This window comes from Peribacillus sp. FSL R5-0717, assembly GCF_038002945.1.
Lineage (GTDB): Bacteria > Bacillota > Bacilli > Bacillales > DSM-1321 > Peribacillus > Peribacillus frigoritolerans.
In genome coordinates this window covers 3696530-3713428 of sequence record NZ_JBBOOF010000001.1, presented here as the reverse complement: position 1 = coordinate 3713428, position 16899 = coordinate 3696530, and the positions used below count along the sequence as shown (strand labels likewise).

14 protein-coding genes are annotated in these 16899 nt (G+C 41.2%); 6 read left to right on the top strand and 8 right to left on the bottom strand.

What is annotated here, in order from left to right:
* Positions 1-23: 23 nt before the first annotated feature.
* The 3 genes from NYE65_RS17895 to iadA form a co-directional block, all read right to left on the bottom strand.
* A complete protein-coding gene (locus tag NYE65_RS17895) occupies positions 24-1007 on the bottom strand; it encodes an alpha-ketoacid dehydrogenase subunit beta (RefSeq protein WP_057275753.1) in 984 nt (327 codons plus the stop codon).
* Positions 1007-2095, bottom strand: coding sequence for a pyruvate dehydrogenase (acetyl-transferring) E1 component subunit alpha (gene pdhA, locus NYE65_RS17890; protein ID WP_340862144.1), 1089 nt, complete (start codon positions 2093-2095; stop codon positions 1007-1009). Before pdhA ends, NYE65_RS17895 begins: the two co-directional genes overlap by 1 nt.
* Positions 2096-3148: 1053 nt before the next feature.
* Entirely contained in the window at positions 3149-4324 is a 1176-nt protein-coding gene (gene iadA / locus NYE65_RS17885) for a beta-aspartyl-peptidase (protein ID WP_328176115.1), read from the bottom strand.
* Between the two features lie 194 nt (positions 4325-4518).
* On the opposite strand from iadA, the gene NYE65_RS17880 reads away from it, so the two are divergent.
* Entirely contained in the window at positions 4519-4827 is a 309-nt protein-coding gene (locus NYE65_RS17880) for a hypothetical protein (RefSeq protein ID WP_034314818.1), read from the top strand.
* Positions 4828-5016: 189 nt separating this feature from the next.
* Here NYE65_RS17880 and NYE65_RS17875 read toward each other — a convergent pair whose 3' ends face one another.
* Positions 5017-7014 carry a transglycosylase domain-containing protein gene (locus tag NYE65_RS17875; RefSeq protein ID WP_340861383.1) on the bottom strand — a complete coding sequence of 666 codons (1998 nt, stop codon included), beginning with the start codon at positions 7012-7014 and terminating at the stop codon, positions 5017-5019.
* A 320-nt stretch (positions 7015-7334) separates the two neighbouring features.
* On the opposite strand from NYE65_RS17875, the gene NYE65_RS17870 reads away from it, so the two are divergent.
* The 4 genes from NYE65_RS17870 (at position 7335) to NYE65_RS17855 (ending at position 12159) form a co-directional block, all read left to right on the top strand.
* Entirely contained in the window at positions 7335-7859 is a 525-nt protein-coding gene (locus NYE65_RS17870; protein WP_268590667.1) for a universal stress protein, read from the top strand.
* A gap of 469 nt (positions 7860-8328) precedes the next feature.
* A complete protein-coding gene (locus tag NYE65_RS17865; protein ID WP_328176117.1) occupies positions 8329-9216 on the top strand; it encodes a cation diffusion facilitator family transporter in 888 nt (295 codons plus the stop codon).
* 236 nt (positions 9217-9452) lie between these two features.
* Positions 9453-10559 carry a HAMP domain-containing sensor histidine kinase gene (locus NYE65_RS17860; protein WP_328176118.1) on the top strand — a complete coding sequence of 369 codons (1107 nt, stop codon included), beginning with the start codon at positions 9453-9455 and terminating at the stop codon, positions 10557-10559.
* A gap of 268 nt (positions 10560-10827) precedes the next feature.
* Complete coding sequence (locus NYE65_RS17855) at positions 10828-12159, top strand: hemolysin family protein (RefSeq protein WP_328176119.1); 1332 nt, start codon at positions 10828-10830, stop codon at positions 12157-12159.
* Between the two features lie 57 nt (positions 12160-12216).
* Here the strand turns inward: NYE65_RS17855 and NYE65_RS17850 are convergent, their stop codons facing one another.
* The 4 genes from NYE65_RS17850 to NYE65_RS17835 all read right to left on the bottom strand — a co-directional run bounded on the left by NYE65_RS17850 (position 12217) and on the right by NYE65_RS17835 (position 14646).
* On the bottom strand, positions 12217-12846 hold the full coding sequence (locus NYE65_RS17850) for a DedA family protein (protein ID WP_063592651.1): 630 nt from the start codon (positions 12844-12846) through the stop codon (positions 12217-12219).
* A gap of 162 nt (positions 12847-13008) precedes the next feature.
* Positions 13009-13173 carry a hypothetical protein gene (locus NYE65_RS17845; protein ID WP_156319568.1) on the bottom strand — a complete coding sequence of 55 codons (165 nt, stop codon included), beginning with the start codon at positions 13171-13173 and terminating at the stop codon, positions 13009-13011.
* Positions 13174-13265: 92 nt separating this feature from the next.
* On the bottom strand, positions 13266-13979 hold the full coding sequence (locus NYE65_RS17840; protein ID WP_340861382.1) for a FixH family protein: 714 nt from the start codon (positions 13977-13979) through the stop codon (positions 13266-13268).
* A 94-nt stretch (positions 13980-14073) separates the two neighbouring features.
* Positions 14074-14646 carry a YitT family protein gene (locus NYE65_RS17835; protein ID WP_222620123.1) on the bottom strand — a complete coding sequence of 191 codons (573 nt, stop codon included), beginning with the start codon at positions 14644-14646 and terminating at the stop codon, positions 14074-14076.
* 617 nt (positions 14647-15263) lie between these two features.
* Here NYE65_RS17835 and NYE65_RS17830 point away from each other — a divergent pair.
* Positions 15264-16616: a hemolysin family protein gene (locus tag NYE65_RS17830; RefSeq protein WP_328134909.1), complete on the top strand. Its 1353-nt coding sequence runs from the start codon at positions 15264-15266 to the stop codon at positions 16614-16616.
* The last annotated feature ends 283 nt before the right edge of the window (positions 16617-16899 follow it).

Sequence of the window (16899 nt, the reverse complement as noted above, 5' to 3'; positions counted from 1 at the left end):
CCTTCTCTTTCTCCCTAAATCAATTAAAATGATAACGTTTCGACAATTCCTTGTTTTACACGGTCAACAGTCGGTAAATAATGATCTTCTATTGTAAACGGCGGAACCGGTACATCAAATCCTGTTACACGCTTAATCGGCGCTTTCAGGTAAATAAGAGCTTCATCATTAATGATGGAGATAATTTCCGCACCTAATCCGGCCGTCTTATGGGCTTCATGGACGATCAATGCACGACCTGTCTTTTTAATGGATTGCACGATCGCATCCCTATCTAAAGGGTATAAAGTTCTAAGATCGACCACTTCACACTTCCAGCCTTTTTCTGCTTCAATCTTTTTCGCGGCATTCAATGCCTCCCTTAACATGGCCCCCCATGCAAAAATGGTCAGGTCGCTTCCCTCCTGGACCACTTTTGCCTGACCGATTGGTATTCGGTACATTTCATCGGGAACTTCTTCCTTGAAGGCCCGATACAATTTAGTCGGTTCCAAAAAAATCACTGGATCTGGATCTTCGAGCGCTGAAATGAGCAGCCCTTTTGCGTCATATGGATTACTGGGTGCAACCACCTTTAAACCCGGAGTATGGGCAAAGAAGGTTTCGACACTTTCGGAATGAAGTTCAGGACCCCTGATTCCGGCACCATATGGCGTACGGATTACGAGGGGCACCCCAAATTGCCCACGAGTACGATACCTCATACGGGCAGCATGGGAAATGAGTTGCTCGAACCCCGGATAAATAAAGGCGAGAAACTGGATCTCCACTATGGGCAGCATTCCGTTAAGAGCCAAACCAATGGCAGAGCCGATGATTCCGGATTCAGCTAATGGCGTATCCACAACTCGATCTTTTCCATACTTCTCATAAAGTCCTTCCGTCGCTCGAAAAACCCCGCCATTCACACCAATATCCTCACCCAAGATCATCACGCGATCATCATGATCCAGCATTTGATCCAGCGCTTCCGTAATAGCCTGGAGCATCGTTAAATTTTTGCCCATCATTTCCTCCCGCCTTTCCTTAAGATTTGGTTCAATTCCTGCTTCTGTTCCTTAAGATGCCATGTCTCCTCAGCATATACATGGTTAAACATTTCGAGCGGGTCGGATTTCGGATACGCTTCGGCCCTTTTAAGGTGAGCCTCGATCAGTTCGTTGAATCGCTTTAACACCAATTCTTCCTGCTCTTCATTCCAATGACCCTCTTTATTCAAATACTTTCTAAGGCGTGTAATAGGATCGCGGTTTTCCCTCCAGAACGTTGCAATTTCGTCCTGATCGCGATATATGTTCGGATTGTCTGCAGTAGTATGGGCGCCATAGCGAAAGGTAATGGCTTCGATTAATGTAGGCCCTTCCCCTTTAAGCGCTCTTTCGACAGCCTCCTTTACAGTCATCCATACGGCAAAAATATCATTTCCATCCACCCGCACCCCATGGATGTCATAAGCAGCAGCACGCTGTGATATTGTTTTTGATGCCGATTGCCTTTCAAAAGGGACACTGATTGCGTAGCCATTATTTTGGCAGAAAAAGATTGTCGGGGTTTTATAAACGCCGGCAAAATTCAGTGCTTCATGAAAGTCCCCTTCAGAAGTCGCTCCATCGCCAAAATAGGCGATGCTAACAGTCTTTTCGCCTTTAAGCTTACTTGCCCAAGCCGTTCCAACTGCATGAACCATTTGAGTGGCAATTGGAACACTTGGAGGCAATATCCTTTTTCCTTCTGGACAAATCGAACCATCAAAATGCGCCATCCAGTATAGGAAAACACGGTATAATTCCTGTCCATGAATGATTGCCGCTCCATGATCACGGTATGTGGGAAACATCCAGTCCCCTGCCGACAATGCTAAAGCGCTTCCTGCTTGGGACGCTTCCTGCCCTTCGAAAGGTGCATAAGTCCCTATCCTGCCTTGGCGCTGGAGATTTATTGATTTTCGGTCAAATGTTCTGAGCAGGAGCATGCTCTCATACATCTTTAACATAAGTGATTTATCGATTTTTCCATCAATCGCTTCAATTATTTCCCCTTCAGGAGTCAATACACGAAACATTTCCGGCTCAACTCCGCTTGAATGCGCTTTCATTATTGGGTTTCCCGTCTTTTCCATTTCATTTCTCCCCTTAAGATAGATTTGTTTCGCAAACTTACCTAGGTTTTGAACAGTCATGAAATAACAGCCCAAAATGTTTTTATTGGTCTTTCTTTCTGTGATTAAATGCTGTTTCATAAACTTCATTTCCTTATATAAAAGGATAATACATCCATGTTTTTAATAATATGTTAAATAGAATGAATTTTTTACATATTACCTTTATTTAGAAGATGTTTTCTGATACTTCGCCTTCATTTTGAAAATGAGAACCTTTAATGGGGAATTTCATAATGATTACCTTCAAAATGTGATATGCTCCCGACAGATTTAGAACCTTCATCAAAAAAAAATCCAGCACAAAAAAGACCCATTATATTAAAATATGGGTCTTAGACTGTATAAAAACTCCAAGAAATCAGTTGCCTACGTTTTTTCAACCGACAGTTGATTTCAGAAATCCGCATCCCTTTGCGCCGACTGCCTGCCAAGCGTCTGCGGGGTCTCGGCTAGCCAGTTTTTCGGCAAGAGTGTCGCATATTTTTTCCATCCATTAAGGAGTACAGGGAAAAACATGAAAGATAAACTAGTCTTAAATAGGGTTCGGTATAAGACGAAACTGCAGTTTTTTCAATAACACAAAGTTGATTGGAACGACAGGCGCGAGACTCCTGCGGGAAAAGCGTGGCATGGGAGACCCCGCAGGCGCGCCGAGGAGGCTCCCGTCCGCCCGCGGAAAGCGAGTGCCTGGAGTGGAAATCAACGTTCCCATTTTACAAACCCACAAAAAAGCTGTCGGCAAACAATTATTATCTAGTTTGTAAACAAAAGGGCTCTATCTACAAAGGTGATTGGAACGGAAGGTAAGAGACTCCTGCCTGCGGGAAAAGCGCGTCAAGGGAGAACCTGCGGAAAGCGAGTGCATGAAGTTGAAATCATTACACATACCCTCTTTCAGAAATCCAAAATTAGATCAATGTTACCCTTTTTGCATTTCAGGATGGGGTAGGACCCGCAACGGGAATTGCACCCAAAGGTAGAAAAGGTCTATTTTTCAAATGTTCCTTTAACGACAGCATGGCCATCTTTGACCATCATCTGCCCCATCGCGATAACACTATTTATTTCTAAAGTTCGTTGATTCATCATGATGATATCGGCGTCCTTACCTACCGAAAGCTTTCCCTTTGCAGAAAGCTTTAAAATGTTTGCCGGGTTTTCCGTCACAACTCGTAGGGCATCGGCAATTGCCACTCCCTCCTCGAGGACCGCATCGACAACACAATCATATAACGACATGCATGTACCAATGTTCAAACCGCGCAGGTTACCGCTTCCATCGAAGTCAGGCAGGCTGGCTTGCCCATCTGAAGTTATGGTGATCTGCCCGATTTCAACGCCTTCTTCTAGTGCCATTTTAATTGCTGTACTTGCTTTGACCTCGCCTTCTTCAAGGAATTTCTGGATTGTACTTGTCGTAAAATCTATATACCCCCCTTTTTTTGCATATTCCACCCCTGCATTGAATAAATGCGGATTTCGGTTTATATGTGTAGGGTAGAACTGAGTGATCGGAATTTCCGTTGTCTCGACAACTTCTTCAATTACGTGCAAATGATCTAGACTGTCGCCGACATGAATATTGATGATACCGCTTTTCCCGGATAACAAACCTCCATTACGTGCCTGCGAGGCCAGTTTAGCGAGTTCGGCTGCAGTCGGCTGCGAAGAACGATGATCAGCAATGGCTATTTCGCCAACACCGATAATTTTATCCACAAGAATCAAATCATCCTCGATCTTGCCGGTTAACGTCTTGACTGGAACTTGATATGAACCAGTCTGAACGAAGCAGCTAATTCCTTCTTCTTCAAGCGCTCTCGCTTTAGCGAGCAGTGCAGGCATTGTCCTTGTCGTACCATCTGTGCCGATGACCCCTACCAAAGTCGTTATACCGGCTAAAGTGGCATCTGTTAATTGGATTTCAGGTGTCCTCGTTTTAAAACCCCCTTCCCCGCCTCCGCCGATAATATGTACGTGGGCATCTATAAAACCCGGAGCCACAATTTGACCACTCGCATCAATCACTTTCATTTCAACGAAATTGGCAGGTACATCAATCTGGTCCTCAATGAAGCCAATTTGCTTTCCAACCAAAAGGATATCTTTTTGGCCCATATATTCCGGTCCATAAAGCTCCCCATTTTTAATAAGCGTGAGCATTGTTCATTCCCCCTCCAAAAATTGAAATTTTCAAATAGGTTTCAAAATCTTTCACGCGGGTAAATATACAACATGACCCGCTAACAATTACATAAAAAAGTCCAAAACATACTTGTTCATTTTTAAACGTTGTAGCTGAATTGACATCTTGATTATGCTTTTCCAAAAGTATAAAAACAAAAGGAGTAAACGACATGAATAAAGTGATTTCTTCTGACATTCAAACAAATAAAAGATTATCCATGCGACAAATCATGAACCTATATCAAGTTACAAAAGAATTTAAAGGGAATATATATTTTATCTGCAACCATAAATTGGTCGATGCCAAGAAACTTTCGACTTTCGTATCCTTCGTGCTCATTCTTCAAGAGTGTGCAACGATGAAAGTCATACTTGAAGGCGAGAATGTACACGCCATGCTTGAAAAAGTACAGGCTATTTGTAAAGAAAATGATGAAAGTGCATTTCGTTTCCAATCGAACCAAACCGTAAATATTTAAATGATTCCAACTACGTTTAAAGAGGGTGTATTTATATGAGAACCATTTTAATGGTGATAGGCGCTATCGTCGTAATCGGCATAATAGCAAATCTCATTTTTTAAGAATGATGAAAGACTGTCAATGATTGACAGTCTTTTTTTGTTGATTTGATTTAGAAAGGCTTGATCATGCTCCCGGACCTGGGAATCACCACGGAACCTCCCAGTCCCTCCATTTATTCAAGCCTTCACGTATTTCATTTCCTTTTTCAATCCAATATTGTCTCCTCTTCTCCTCTTCTTCCTTCTCCTGTTGCTCAGCTATAAGTGCCTGTTGTTCTGCTATAAGCGGACCGATATCTTGAGCTTTAAAAGATTGAGCAGCTTGATTCTGTAAGGCTTTCGACATTATTTTTTGAAAGATGAGTGCACTTCCCTGACTGCTGTGTGTCGTTAGATAATGTTTTGCGTCCGTCTTATCATATCCCGCCCAAACAGCACCGACCAGCGAAGGTGAATAACCGATGAACCATTGATCTTTAACCCCTGATACTCCTTCAATGGGAACTTGTGTAGATCCTGTTTTACCTGCTATTTCATAACCGGAAACAGCCGCGTTTTTCGCTGTGCCATATTCCACTGTTCCAAGCAGCATGGCATTCATTTTGTCGACGGCGGCTACAGAGGTCACTTTGGTGCTTTTCTCTTTCCAGGCGGCAACCTCTTTTCCATCGGCATTTTCTATCCTTACAATGGCGTGGGTTTCCATCCGTTCCCCTTCGTTGGCGAAAGCAGAAAAGGCTCCTGCCATCTGCAGCGGGGACACACCTTTTTTCATCCCTCCTAAAGCGATAGACAGGTTTCGATCATCCTTGTCATATGGAATCCCAAACCGCTTAAGTGAATCAAGCCCCCTATCGATGCCAATCTCATTCAATAGCCAAACCGTCGGTACATTCAAGGAATTCATCACCGCTTCATACATGGGGACTTCTCCTTTATATTGACCACTCAGGTTTGTTGGCTCATATTCACCGAAGCTCATTTTTTCATCCTTTAAAGGGTCAGTGATATCATATCCCTCTTCAACAGCCGGCGTGTAAACGACAAGCGGTTTAATGGATGAACCAGGAGACCTTGTCAGTTGGGTTGCCCGGTTATATCCCATGAATTGGTGTTCACCCCTCCCGCCGACAAGTGCTTTTATGCCGCCTGTTTCAGGATCAAGAAGGACAGACCCGCTTTGAACCAGTTCCTCTGTACTCGTTCCAACCGGAAAATTGGCTGCATTCTCATACACGCTTTCTGTAGCCTGCTGCATGGACTGGTCCAGGGTCGTGTAAATTTTATACCCCTTTGAAAGCAGCTCCTCAAGCTTAATTCCATATTTACTCGATGCTTCCGATAAAACATGATCGACATAATAAGGATACTTACCTCTTAATGGATCGGTTTCCTTCTCCCCCATAAGAAGTGTCACCGAATCTTTTTTTGCGGCCGCTTCTTCATCTTTCGTCAAATAACCATGTTCCGCCATTCGCGAAAGAACCAAATCACGCCGCTTCACTGCACCGTCCAAATTCTTGTATGGATCAAGTTTGGATGGCAAGTTAATGACTCCCGCCAGCAAAGCTGCCTCGGCAACGGTCAATTCAGAGACCTCTTTGGAAAAATAAATATTTGCAGCCTTTTTGATTCCCCATGCCCCATGGCCAAAATAAACTTGATTCAGGTACATTTCCAGGATTTCATCTTTTGTATATTGATTTTCAACTTCCTGGGCTAGAAAAAACTCTTCTATCTTCCTCTTCAATGTTCGTTCCGATTCCAGCATCGTGATTTTCACAAGCTGCTGGGTGAGCGTGCTCCCGCCTTCAACGACACTTCCAGCCTTCGCATTTTTAACCAAAGCCCGCATGATCCCTTGATAATCTATGCCGTGATGTTCATAAAAACGGTGATCCTCAATGGAAACCACCGCTTGTTTCATATGTTCCGGTATTTCATCTATCGCGACGCCCTCGGATTTATTTGCCGTGATCGTACTGGCTAGATTCCCATCCAGATCATAGATCCCTGTCGGTTGCTGAAGACTATTTTCAAGATGACTTATATCAGCACCCTGCCTGAAATACAATAGTGAACCGGCGCCTACAACTGCAATCGCCAATATTATAATTAGACCTAATTTCACTAACCCTCTCATTTGTACCCCCAATTTCCCATCTGCGACATGTTTCATTAAAAATATTTTACCCTTTTTGTTAAAGAAAACTCGTCGATTGAATAAAAGGCGCTCTTTTCTTGTAGCACTTTACACGTGAATCGGCATCCTTACCGATGATATCCCTTCATCGTCTGTGCCTGCCAATTAACTTAAGGACCAGTTTTCATCCTACCATTTTAACTATGCTCGTATCTATCCTTTACCCGTAAAAGGCAATCTATATACCGATTAAAGGCGTGAAGCCATTTAAAAGCGGGTATAACACTATTAAGGTCTTATACAGGGGAGAGATGATAGTAATGAAAGACTTAAAACATATTGTCGTCGCTTTTGATGGAAATGAAGAAAGTAAACGGGCCGTCGAATATGGAGCAACATTGAAAAAGGCCTTTCCAAAAGCTGAGTTGACCGTCGTTCATGTCCTAAATGATAAGGTTGAACAGCGTATCATGGGTAACGCCTCCGCGCCGGGGTTCGTGCCCTCTGCCGGATTTTATGTGGATCCAGTCCAGGCACATCCTGTTGTTGAGGTTGACCAGCCAAGAAATCAAAAGGTAAATGACACCCCCTCCGCCCTTGAGAATAGTATTCAGAACGCAGAAAGTAATACGTTGAGATTGTTAAGTGAATGTCAAGTGACGGGAAAATTCGAACTATTGGAAGGATATGCGCCAGATAGCGTATGTGACTTTGCAGCGAGAAATTCAGCTGATCTTATCGTTGTCGGCAATAGCGATAAAAGCGGTTTGGAAAAATTCTTCCTTGGCAGTACAAGTAGTTCCATTGCGAAAAACGCACCATGTTCGGTATTCATTGCAAAATGAAGAATGAACGGTTTCTACCTGAATGGTTCGAGTCATACATTCTCCGAAAAAGGCAGGATTCATATAGAATCCTGCCTTTTTGTTAATAGGATTTTTTCAGTATTACATTTGCAGCAGCCGAAAAACACCGGGTTGCTAATTGCTGCCCAAAACCACATCCTGCTGACTATCAGGTTCAAAATGGCTGAAGCAGAACCGTTCACTCTCAGCCTTTAGGCTCCCCTTGTGGAAGTATTTAATTTTCGATCATCGGTTAGAATATCTATTAGTTTCTTTAAATGCCAATTCAAGAAAAACTGTACATGTCATCGAAACCCACCTTTTTACCATTTCATGTAAACGTTTATCCAACTTCTTTACAGACTTTCAATACACCTGCCGATAACCAAGTTAGAATACGACAATTTTTCTATAGACTCACTAAGGTTTGATTTTATTAAGCCTAATTTACATTGGGGAGGAAATGGACATGGATAAACATTCGATATCAGCTGAAAAAGGCGCCTACATAAGCATTGCCGCTTACATATTCTTGTCTGCTCTTAAATTGTCATTTGGTTATTTCGGTGATTCTAAAGGGCTTTGGGCTGATGGTTTAAATAATACGACCGACATCATCGCTTCCATAGCCGTTTTGATTGGTTTGAAAATTTCAAAGAGACCTCCTGATGATAATCATTCATATGGTCATTTACGGGCGGAAACCGTAGCGTCATTGGTAGCTGCCTTCATCATGATCACTGTGGGCCTTCAGGTTGTATACAGTGCCATTGAATCCTTCTTTCACCAAGATTCAACAACCGTACCCAGTATGCTGACCGGTTATGTCGCTCTATTCTCTGCAATCTTCATGTACGGAATCTACCGTTATAACCTTACATTAAGTAAAAAAATCAACAGCTCTTCCATCTATGCCGTTGCTCAGGATAATCGTTCCGATGCCCTTGTCAGTGTTGGTGCTTTCATTGGAATCATCGGTACTAAGTTGGGAATCCCTTGGCTGGATGCGATAGCTGCAGCAGTCGTTGGGATCATCATATGCAAAACGGCCTGGGATATCTTTCGTGATGCGTCCATCTCTTTAACCGATGGTTTCGACGAGCAGCTCCTGCAAAAGATCGGACAAACCATTATATTGACAGAGGGTGTTAAAGACATGAGTGAAATTAAAGCACGGATGCACGGAAGTGAAATCCTGCTCGAAACTACCGTTCATGTCAACCCTCTTTTGACCGTCATTCAAGGTCATGATATTACAGTTAGAATCGAAGAAAATCTTTTGAAGGAATATAATATCCAGCATGTGATCGTACACATCGAACCATATGCATTTCATAAAAAAGGTAACCGTCATTAACTTTACGTATACCTTTTTTTGTTATTTATTCCTGTAATTACTGTAATAAAACTGTGTCAAAAAAAGGTATTTATTGATTGATTGCCGAATATTTATCCAATTGACACATGTTAAAGGAACAGTAATCTGTTATCATGAAAACAAGTTGTAATTATTTTGATATTTTGTAATTTTATTCAAATAAAGCACTTTCTGGGTCAAAAGTAAATTCATTTTCCTACAGTATGGAGGGCAAAATGGTATCTAATCGAGAAATGACCATTCACTTTTTATCTTCTCAAAAAAACAGTATCATTTCCAAATGGAAAGATGAGTTGCTGCATTTACCGGACGGATATCTGGGGTATTTTAGAGAAGTGGAAAATATTTTTAATTTGCTAATGGAGCAGGTTGCAAAATCGGATACTGACATAGACGATGTACTGAAGGTCGTAGGGGAAAAAATTGCGGCTGATCGCGTTACTAAGCAATTGGATATGGAAAATTTCTTTTCCACTGCAACCATCGGGAGATCCGTCATCATAGAGCACATTTTGAATTCCGGAGCACACAAAGAGGAAATATCGGCTCTAATAAAACGGGTAAACGTTTACTTCGATAAACTCATTCATTTTGCATTATCCCATTATACCGAATTGAAAACGATGGAACTTGAAGAACGCTATCAATTCATAAGCCCAAACCATAAAGACCGTTTGACGCTCCTTGGCCAAATGACCTCAAGCTTTGTCCATGAATTCAGAAATCCACTGACTTCCATCATGGGATTCATACAATTATTACAGGCAGAACAACCTGAGATAAAGTACCTTGATATCATTTCAAAGGAATTGGATCAGCTCAATTACCGGATCACGCAATTTCTTAATATTTCCAAAAAGGAGACTTCAACAACACAACCTGATCTATTTTCCATTGCTCAGCTTGTGAATGAGGTGATCGAATTTTTATATCCCAGCATTTTGGAAGTTAATGCTTCCATTACATGCAATATTGCCGAGGATGCCGTAATTTCGGGTTCTAAAGAAGAATTCCGTCAAGTTTTATTAAATATTATATTAAATGCTCTTGATGTGGTTGCAGGGATGCCTTCCCCATCCATTTACATTTCAGGCTCTGAATCGCCACCAGGCATTCTTACTTTAAATATATCGAATAATGGGCCGAAGATACCTGACGACGTCCTGCCGAATATTTTTGAGCCATTCATCACCACAAAAAAAAGGGGAACGGGATTGGGATTATTCGTCTGTAAAGAAATCGTTTTAAAGCATCAAGGAACATTATCCTGTCACTCTACCGATTTCCTAACGACCTTTTCCATACAATTAAAAACTAAATAATGGATAAATATCCTTTTTTCCTTAGGGTTTTAGTGTGAAATTTTTGACTGATTGACGTCCAGTTACTTATACTAATAGGAAGGTTCCACTACTGATCGAGGTGAATGATCCTATAGATTGAAAATAAAAACCAGATTTCATACAAGATAGCGAATTATTTTTCCATCTAACATTTTATATACTATTTCATTCATTATTGGTTTTGGGAGGTGACTGGGATAATTAAATCGTTCGGCACATCTGGCGATTCAATAAAGTCCCACACTAATTGGACATATTAAGTTTTTTATTTGTCATTATTTTAATTGCTTTAACAGCCTTTTTTGTAGCTTCGGAATTTTCGATCATAAGGGTTCGCAGCTCCAGGATCGATCAACTGATTGAACAAGGAAACAAAAAAGCCATTGCGGCAAAGAAGGTTACATCCGATCTTGATGAATACCTATCCGCGACACAGCTAGGAATTACCGTTACTGCCCTTGGACTGGGGTGGCTAGGACAACCGACCGTCCTCAAATTGGTTGGGCCCTTATTCAATGCCTTGAATATCCCACAAGAAGTTACAAGCATTCTGACATTTGTCATTTCATTTTCCCTGATTACGTTCCTGAATGTGGTTGTAGGTGAATTGGCTCCAAAGACGGTTGCCATCCAAAAGGCTGAGCAAGTGACCTTGGCAATTGCCGGCCCGCTGATTTTTTTCCATAAGATAGCTTTTCCCTTCATCTGGGCCTTGAATCATTCTTCCCGATTCGTTGTCGGATTATTTGGCTTTAAGCCAGCATCCGAAAGCGAAATAGCCCATACTGAAGAAGAATTGCGTTTCATCCTGTCAGATAGCTATAAAAGCGGGGAGATTAACCAGTCGGAATTTAAATATGTAAATAACATCTTTGAATTCGATGATCGAGTTGCCAAGGAAATCATGGTTCCACGGACAGAAATCATGACCATATCCAAGGATGAAACGGTACAGGAATTCGTCGATGTGGCCAAATTGGAAAAATACACTAGATATCCTGTTGTCGAAGGTGATAAAGACCATGTCATCGGCCTAGTGAACTTAAAGGAAGTTTTCTCGGATCTAATCAAGAACCGGGAAATCCATATCAAAGCGATTGAAAATTACGCTCGTCCGATCATTCGGGTAATGGAAAATATACCAATTCACGATTTGCTGTTAAAAATGCAAAAAGAACGCATTCATATGGCTATTTTGATGGATGAATACGGCGGAACTTCCGGACTTGTCACAGTCGAGGATATCCTCGAGGAAATCGTTGGGGAAATTCGTGATGAATTCGATATCGATGAAGTTGCCTCAATCAGGAAAATTAAAGAAGGACATTATATTTTGGACTCTAAACTTCTTGTAAAGGAAGTGAATGATCTCCTTGGCATTCACTTGGAAGAAGATGATGTCGATACTATAGGCGGATGGGTCCTTACTGAAAACTATGATGTGAAGGTAGGGGACATCATGGAAAAAGACGGATTCTGCTTTAAAGTGATTGAAATGGAAGATCACGCCATCCGTTCCATCGAGGTCACAAAAAAGGTCGTACATCTTCCTCTTGAAGAGGATCTTACCCAAGGTTAATGATCAAAAACAGCCACGTAAAAGGTTATTTTACGTGGCTGTTTTTTAACGATTTGTTCATTTATCGGGAAACCGTCCCATTTTTTTGACAGTTACGATTGGAGGTGTGCTCTTTTTTTTCCATAAGATATACAGCATGATGAGGATAAAGGAAAAACCAGCAGCCGGTATTAGATAAGGTTCAGTTATTTCCCGGATTTGCTGCCAATTCTCGCCGAGGATCCTTCCTAAGGTCAGGAACAATATGGTCCAAGGTATGACAGCCGCAACCGTATAAAATATAAACTTCCATACTGACATCCTCGCAATTCCGGCAGGGATGGAAATGGCATGGCGAACAACCGGAATGAATCGAGCCGTAAAAACCACGCCCACGCCATACCGCTTAAACCACTCTTCAGCATGTACAATATGATTTTCTTTAATTAGAATATATTTTCCATATTTCAAGAGAAAGGGCCTTCCTCCATAATACCCCGCCCAATAGAGAAATAATTGTGCCATCGTCCCGCCTGCCACACCGGCAAGAACAGCTCCCCAAAAATTCATTTTCCCCAGGCCGACCACATAACCACCGTATCCAAGAACAAGCTCACTCGGGATGATTTCAACCATCAGCCCCAATAAAATCCCCATATAGCCCATTTCCGCAAACCAATTCAATATCGTCATAATAAGCTGTGATATCATGCTATCGGACTCCCCTTACCGCTAATTTCAAATTGTTTGTCCTTCTATCCTATTCAGCTCATAACGTTCTATTCGATTTTTCATATCCGGTTTCACAATGCACCACATTCAGGATTGCACAAAAAAAGACCAGCTGCTATGTACTCCGGTCTCTTTACATCAATATTCTTTTAGCTCCCCTTTTTGGGAAATTTGAGAAAAAACAGCGGTAGTGAGTAAGGATGAATCATTTTGTGAAACATTAGTGAAAATCTCCTGCCGTGATTTCGTTTTTTCAATATGAATCCCGAGATCTTTATACTTGTTGATTATTTGATTATTCATGCTTACCCTCCTTTTCTGCTGTACCGTTATCCTTTAACTTCCCATTTAACGAAGTAATAAAACCTGTTTAAACGATTCGATCCAAAAAACAATCAATTGACATGAATGGTTTGCAGTTGGTGTTCATGCACTTCGTCTTTTTCAACATGGACCTGGACCTTATAGGTTCCCGCTTCTTCGAAAGATACCTTATTTAGATATGTCCCATTCCCATCTTCTTCAGCTTTGGTGAAATGACTCTCTTCGCTGCCTTCCTTCCACACCTCGAAATTCACATCTGCATTTGTCAGCGGCTTCCCATTCAATTCAACCGTCGCTTCAAAATTCGAACTGTTTCCTGCCTTTACAGGGTTACTTTGAAACCCGATAGATACATCCGTACTAGGATGAACCGATGCACCTTCACTTTCATGTCCTGGAACGACAACTTCCTTTTCAGGCATTATATGAAGGCCTTTAGACGTTACATGGGACACTACAATATATTTGCCTTGTTCCTCAAAAGTATGCATCACTTGATACATGCCACTTCCAGTATTCTTTGCTTCAAGCATTTCCCGTTTATCCTGTCCGGACTTTCTCACTTCAAACAGCACCTCATCAGCTTCATTCACCAACTGGCTTCCCTGTTTCACTGTCGTTTCAAGAATGACTTCTTTTCCAGGCTCCACTTTCCCTTTAATGACAATTGATGCATCCATCGACTCTGGAACAGCACTGTTCACTTCCTTATCCTCAGGCATTTCAGACTCTTGACACCCTGCCAGCATAACTAACAACGCAGTACACATATAAAGTTTTTTCATATGAACTTCCCTTTACTATTTATTAGACTAAAAATCTGTCCTCTTCATATTGCCCATCCTTTCCTTTTTTTAGATTTTTATACATAATTTTACATCAAATGGTTCGCATTACAGTGACTGAAGTCAGCATGCCTACCGCGATGATCGTTAAAAATGAATATAAAAAGATTGAAGTCCCCACAACGCTCAATCCGCAAAGCAGTACACACCCATCAATGAAAAAAATCAGCAGACCTACATTGAGTCCACTTTTCCTGGAAAGGATCTGTGCCAACATATCGGTTCCGCCTGTAGAGGTCCCATACCGAAGCATTAAACCGATTCCAAGTCCAATCAACCCTCCCCCGATTATCGCACTTACATAAATGGGGAGGTTCCATCCTGTGACAGCGTCGGAAAAAATATCGATGCATAAAGAGGAAAAAAGCAAGCCATGCAAGCTGTTCAGGAATAATTTTTTTTCAAAGTACCAAGCATATATATATAATGGAATGCTGCTCAAAATCACACCCAGTCCTGTCGGAAGTCCTATATAGTAATGAAAAATCAGCCCAATCCCTATCATGCCGCCATCCAATAAATGATAAGGTATCAGAAAAAAATTGATTCCCACACCTACAAGCATGCTGCCGGCAATGATCGCTGCCATCCGTTCCATGATTTTCATGGCTGCCACCCCCTTTAATTCTTGCATTTAAAACTTGTCTTGGTTTCTATAGAATATGTTTGTACCATCAAAAAAATAATGAAACTGATCAATTTTTATGAAACGGCCCTTAGTTTTCTGAATATTCTATAATATGTTACAATAAAGTAGAGAAAACAGTCAAAAACAGCTAATTATTAGCTCAAACTGATCCTTTACAAGCAATTTACCGGATTTAAGGTGCCGTAAGCTGTTTGACTGAATGATTAACTCTTTCTATAATGAAAGTATTTAAATTAATTAGATTGAGGTGATTTGATGGGGCATTAAAGAATGTTCGTTGTGACGGACAGGCGCTGCTTTGCGTAACGGATATGTGCATCCTTTTGGAAAATGGCTATACTCCTTCAGACAGAAATTCTTCTATTTCCCGTCTACGCATCGCTAATCGGCATATACTATTATTCTCTTCATCACTAAAAGAAATGGGAGTTCAAGCGGCTGAACATCTATGGCCACAGGCCTTTTTGAAGCAATCCCGGAAATATTCAGCACGGCAAAAAAAATATACTTGTATATTTTAAAAATGTAGGAGGTGTACTCCTTATTCGTCTCGAAGGCGAGTTAAGGGAGACTATTTGGACATAATAAACTTGGTTCTTATTGCCATTTTAATTGCTTTAACAGCATTTTTTGTAGCTACGGAGTTTGCGATTGTTAAAGTGAGAAGCACGAGGGTCGATCAATTAATTGAAGAAGGAACGAGGAATGCCATTTCAGCAAAGAAGGTCATCTCCAACCTGGATGAATACCTCTCAACTTGTCAGCTCGGAATTACAGTTACAGCTCTAGGGCTTGGATTCCTTGGGGAACCGACAGTTGAAAGCATTTTGCACCCACTCTTGAATCAATTGAATCTTCCAAATTCAGCTTCACATGCACTCTCGGTTGCAATTGCCTTTTCTTTCATTACGTTCATACATGTCGTTGTTGGAGAATTGGCACCGAAAACATTGGCGATTCAAAAAGCGGAGCAAGTAACATTATTGGTTTCGAAACCTTTAATTGCCTTTAACAAAGTCATGTATCCATTCATCTGGGTACTGAATGGCTCTGCAAGGACGCTTACAAGAATGCTAGGATTAAAAGCGGTTTCCGAACATGATTTGGCTCATACAGAAGAAGAGCTTCGAATCATTGTTTCCGAAAGCTACAAAAGTGGCGAAATTAACCAATCAGAGTTTAAATATGTGAATAAGATTTTTGAATTCGATGATCGGATCGCAAAAGAAATCATGGTTCCACGTACAGAAATTGCAACGGTATCCAAAGATGATACGATCCAGCAGTTTTTCACCGTAATGGCGGAAGAGAATTTTACGCGATATCCTGTCATTGATGGTGATAAGGATCATGTTATCGGAATGGTCAATATCAAAGAGCTATTCACTGAAATGATAGACAGAAACAATCAGGCAGCGTCAACGATCGACCGATATGTTCGTCCGATCATCCGTGTCATTGACAGTATCCCGATTCACGATTTACTTTTAAAAATGCAAAAGGAACGGATCCACATGGCCATCCTCATGGATGAATACGGCGGTACGTCAGGTTTGGTTACCGTTGAAGATATCCTTGAAGAAATCGTTGGCGATATCCGCGATGAATTCGACCTGGATGAAGTTCCCGATGTCCGCAAATTAAAAGAAGATCACTACATCATCGATGCCAAGGTATTAGTAAGTGAAGTGAATGATTTACTCGGATTGGATATCAATGATGAAGATATTGATACGATGGGCGGATGGATCCTTACAGAGGATTATGAGGCCAAACAAGGTGATATCCTGACTTATGGTCCCTATAACTTCAGGATAAAGGAAATGGAAGATCACCATATTCGTTATATTGAAATATATAAACAAGCAAAAGTCGTAAACGAAGTGAAAGAATTCCCGATCATATCACAAACCGAAATCGTTTCATGATAATAACCCCCGTTCCTAATACAATAGGAGCGGGGGTTATTTTTTTTCAACTGGTACATGAAATAAAATAAATACATATTATATAAAACCTGCTTCATTTAACATTGGATGATTACATGAAGTATAGTTCTACCTTTATTGTTTCATACTGTTAAAAAAGCGATACTTTTTGAAGGAGTGAAGAATCATGAAACTCATAACCATTTGCCAGCACTGCAAAGGGAAAGGGAAAACCCGTTATCTTCAATTCTTTTCCCGGGACTGCAATCATTGCAACGGTCAA

Coding starts and splice junctions, on each gene's coding strand:
- NYE65_RS17860 (WP_328176118.1), top strand. CDS start 9,453: ATGGTATCTAATCGAGAAATGACCATTCACTTTTTATCTTCTCAAAAA.
- NYE65_RS17865 (WP_328176117.1), top strand. CDS start 8,329: ATGGATAAACATTCGATATCAGCTGAAAAAGGCGCCTACATAAGCATT.
- NYE65_RS17845 (WP_156319568.1), bottom strand. CDS start 13,173: ATGAATAATCAAATAATCAACAAGTATAAAGATCTCGGGATTCATATT.
- NYE65_RS17870 (WP_268590667.1), top strand. CDS start 7,335: ATGAAAGACTTAAAACATATTGTCGTCGCTTTTGATGGAAATGAAGAA.
- NYE65_RS17880 (WP_034314818.1), top strand. CDS start 4,519: ATGAATAAAGTGATTTCTTCTGACATTCAAACAAATAAAAGATTATCC.
- NYE65_RS17840 (WP_340861382.1), bottom strand. CDS start 13,979: ATGAAAAAACTTTATATGTGTACTGCGTTGTTAGTTATGCTGGCAGGG.
- NYE65_RS17875 (WP_340861383.1), bottom strand. CDS start 7,014: ATGAGAGGGTTAGTGAAATTAGGTCTAATTATAATATTGGCGATTGCA.
- NYE65_RS17895 (WP_057275753.1), bottom strand. CDS start 1,007: ATGGGCAAAAATTTAACGATGCTCCAGGCTATTACGGAAGCGCTGGAT.
- pdhA (WP_340862144.1), bottom strand. CDS start 2,095: ATGAAAGCGCATTCAAGCGGAGTTGAGCCGGAAATGTTTCGTGTATTG.
- NYE65_RS17835 (WP_222620123.1), bottom strand. CDS start 14,646: ATGAAAATCATGGAACGGATGGCAGCGATCATTGCCGGCAGCATGCTT.
- iadA (WP_328176115.1), bottom strand. CDS start 4,324: ATGCTCACGCTTATTAAAAATGGGGAGCTTTATGGACCGGAATATATG.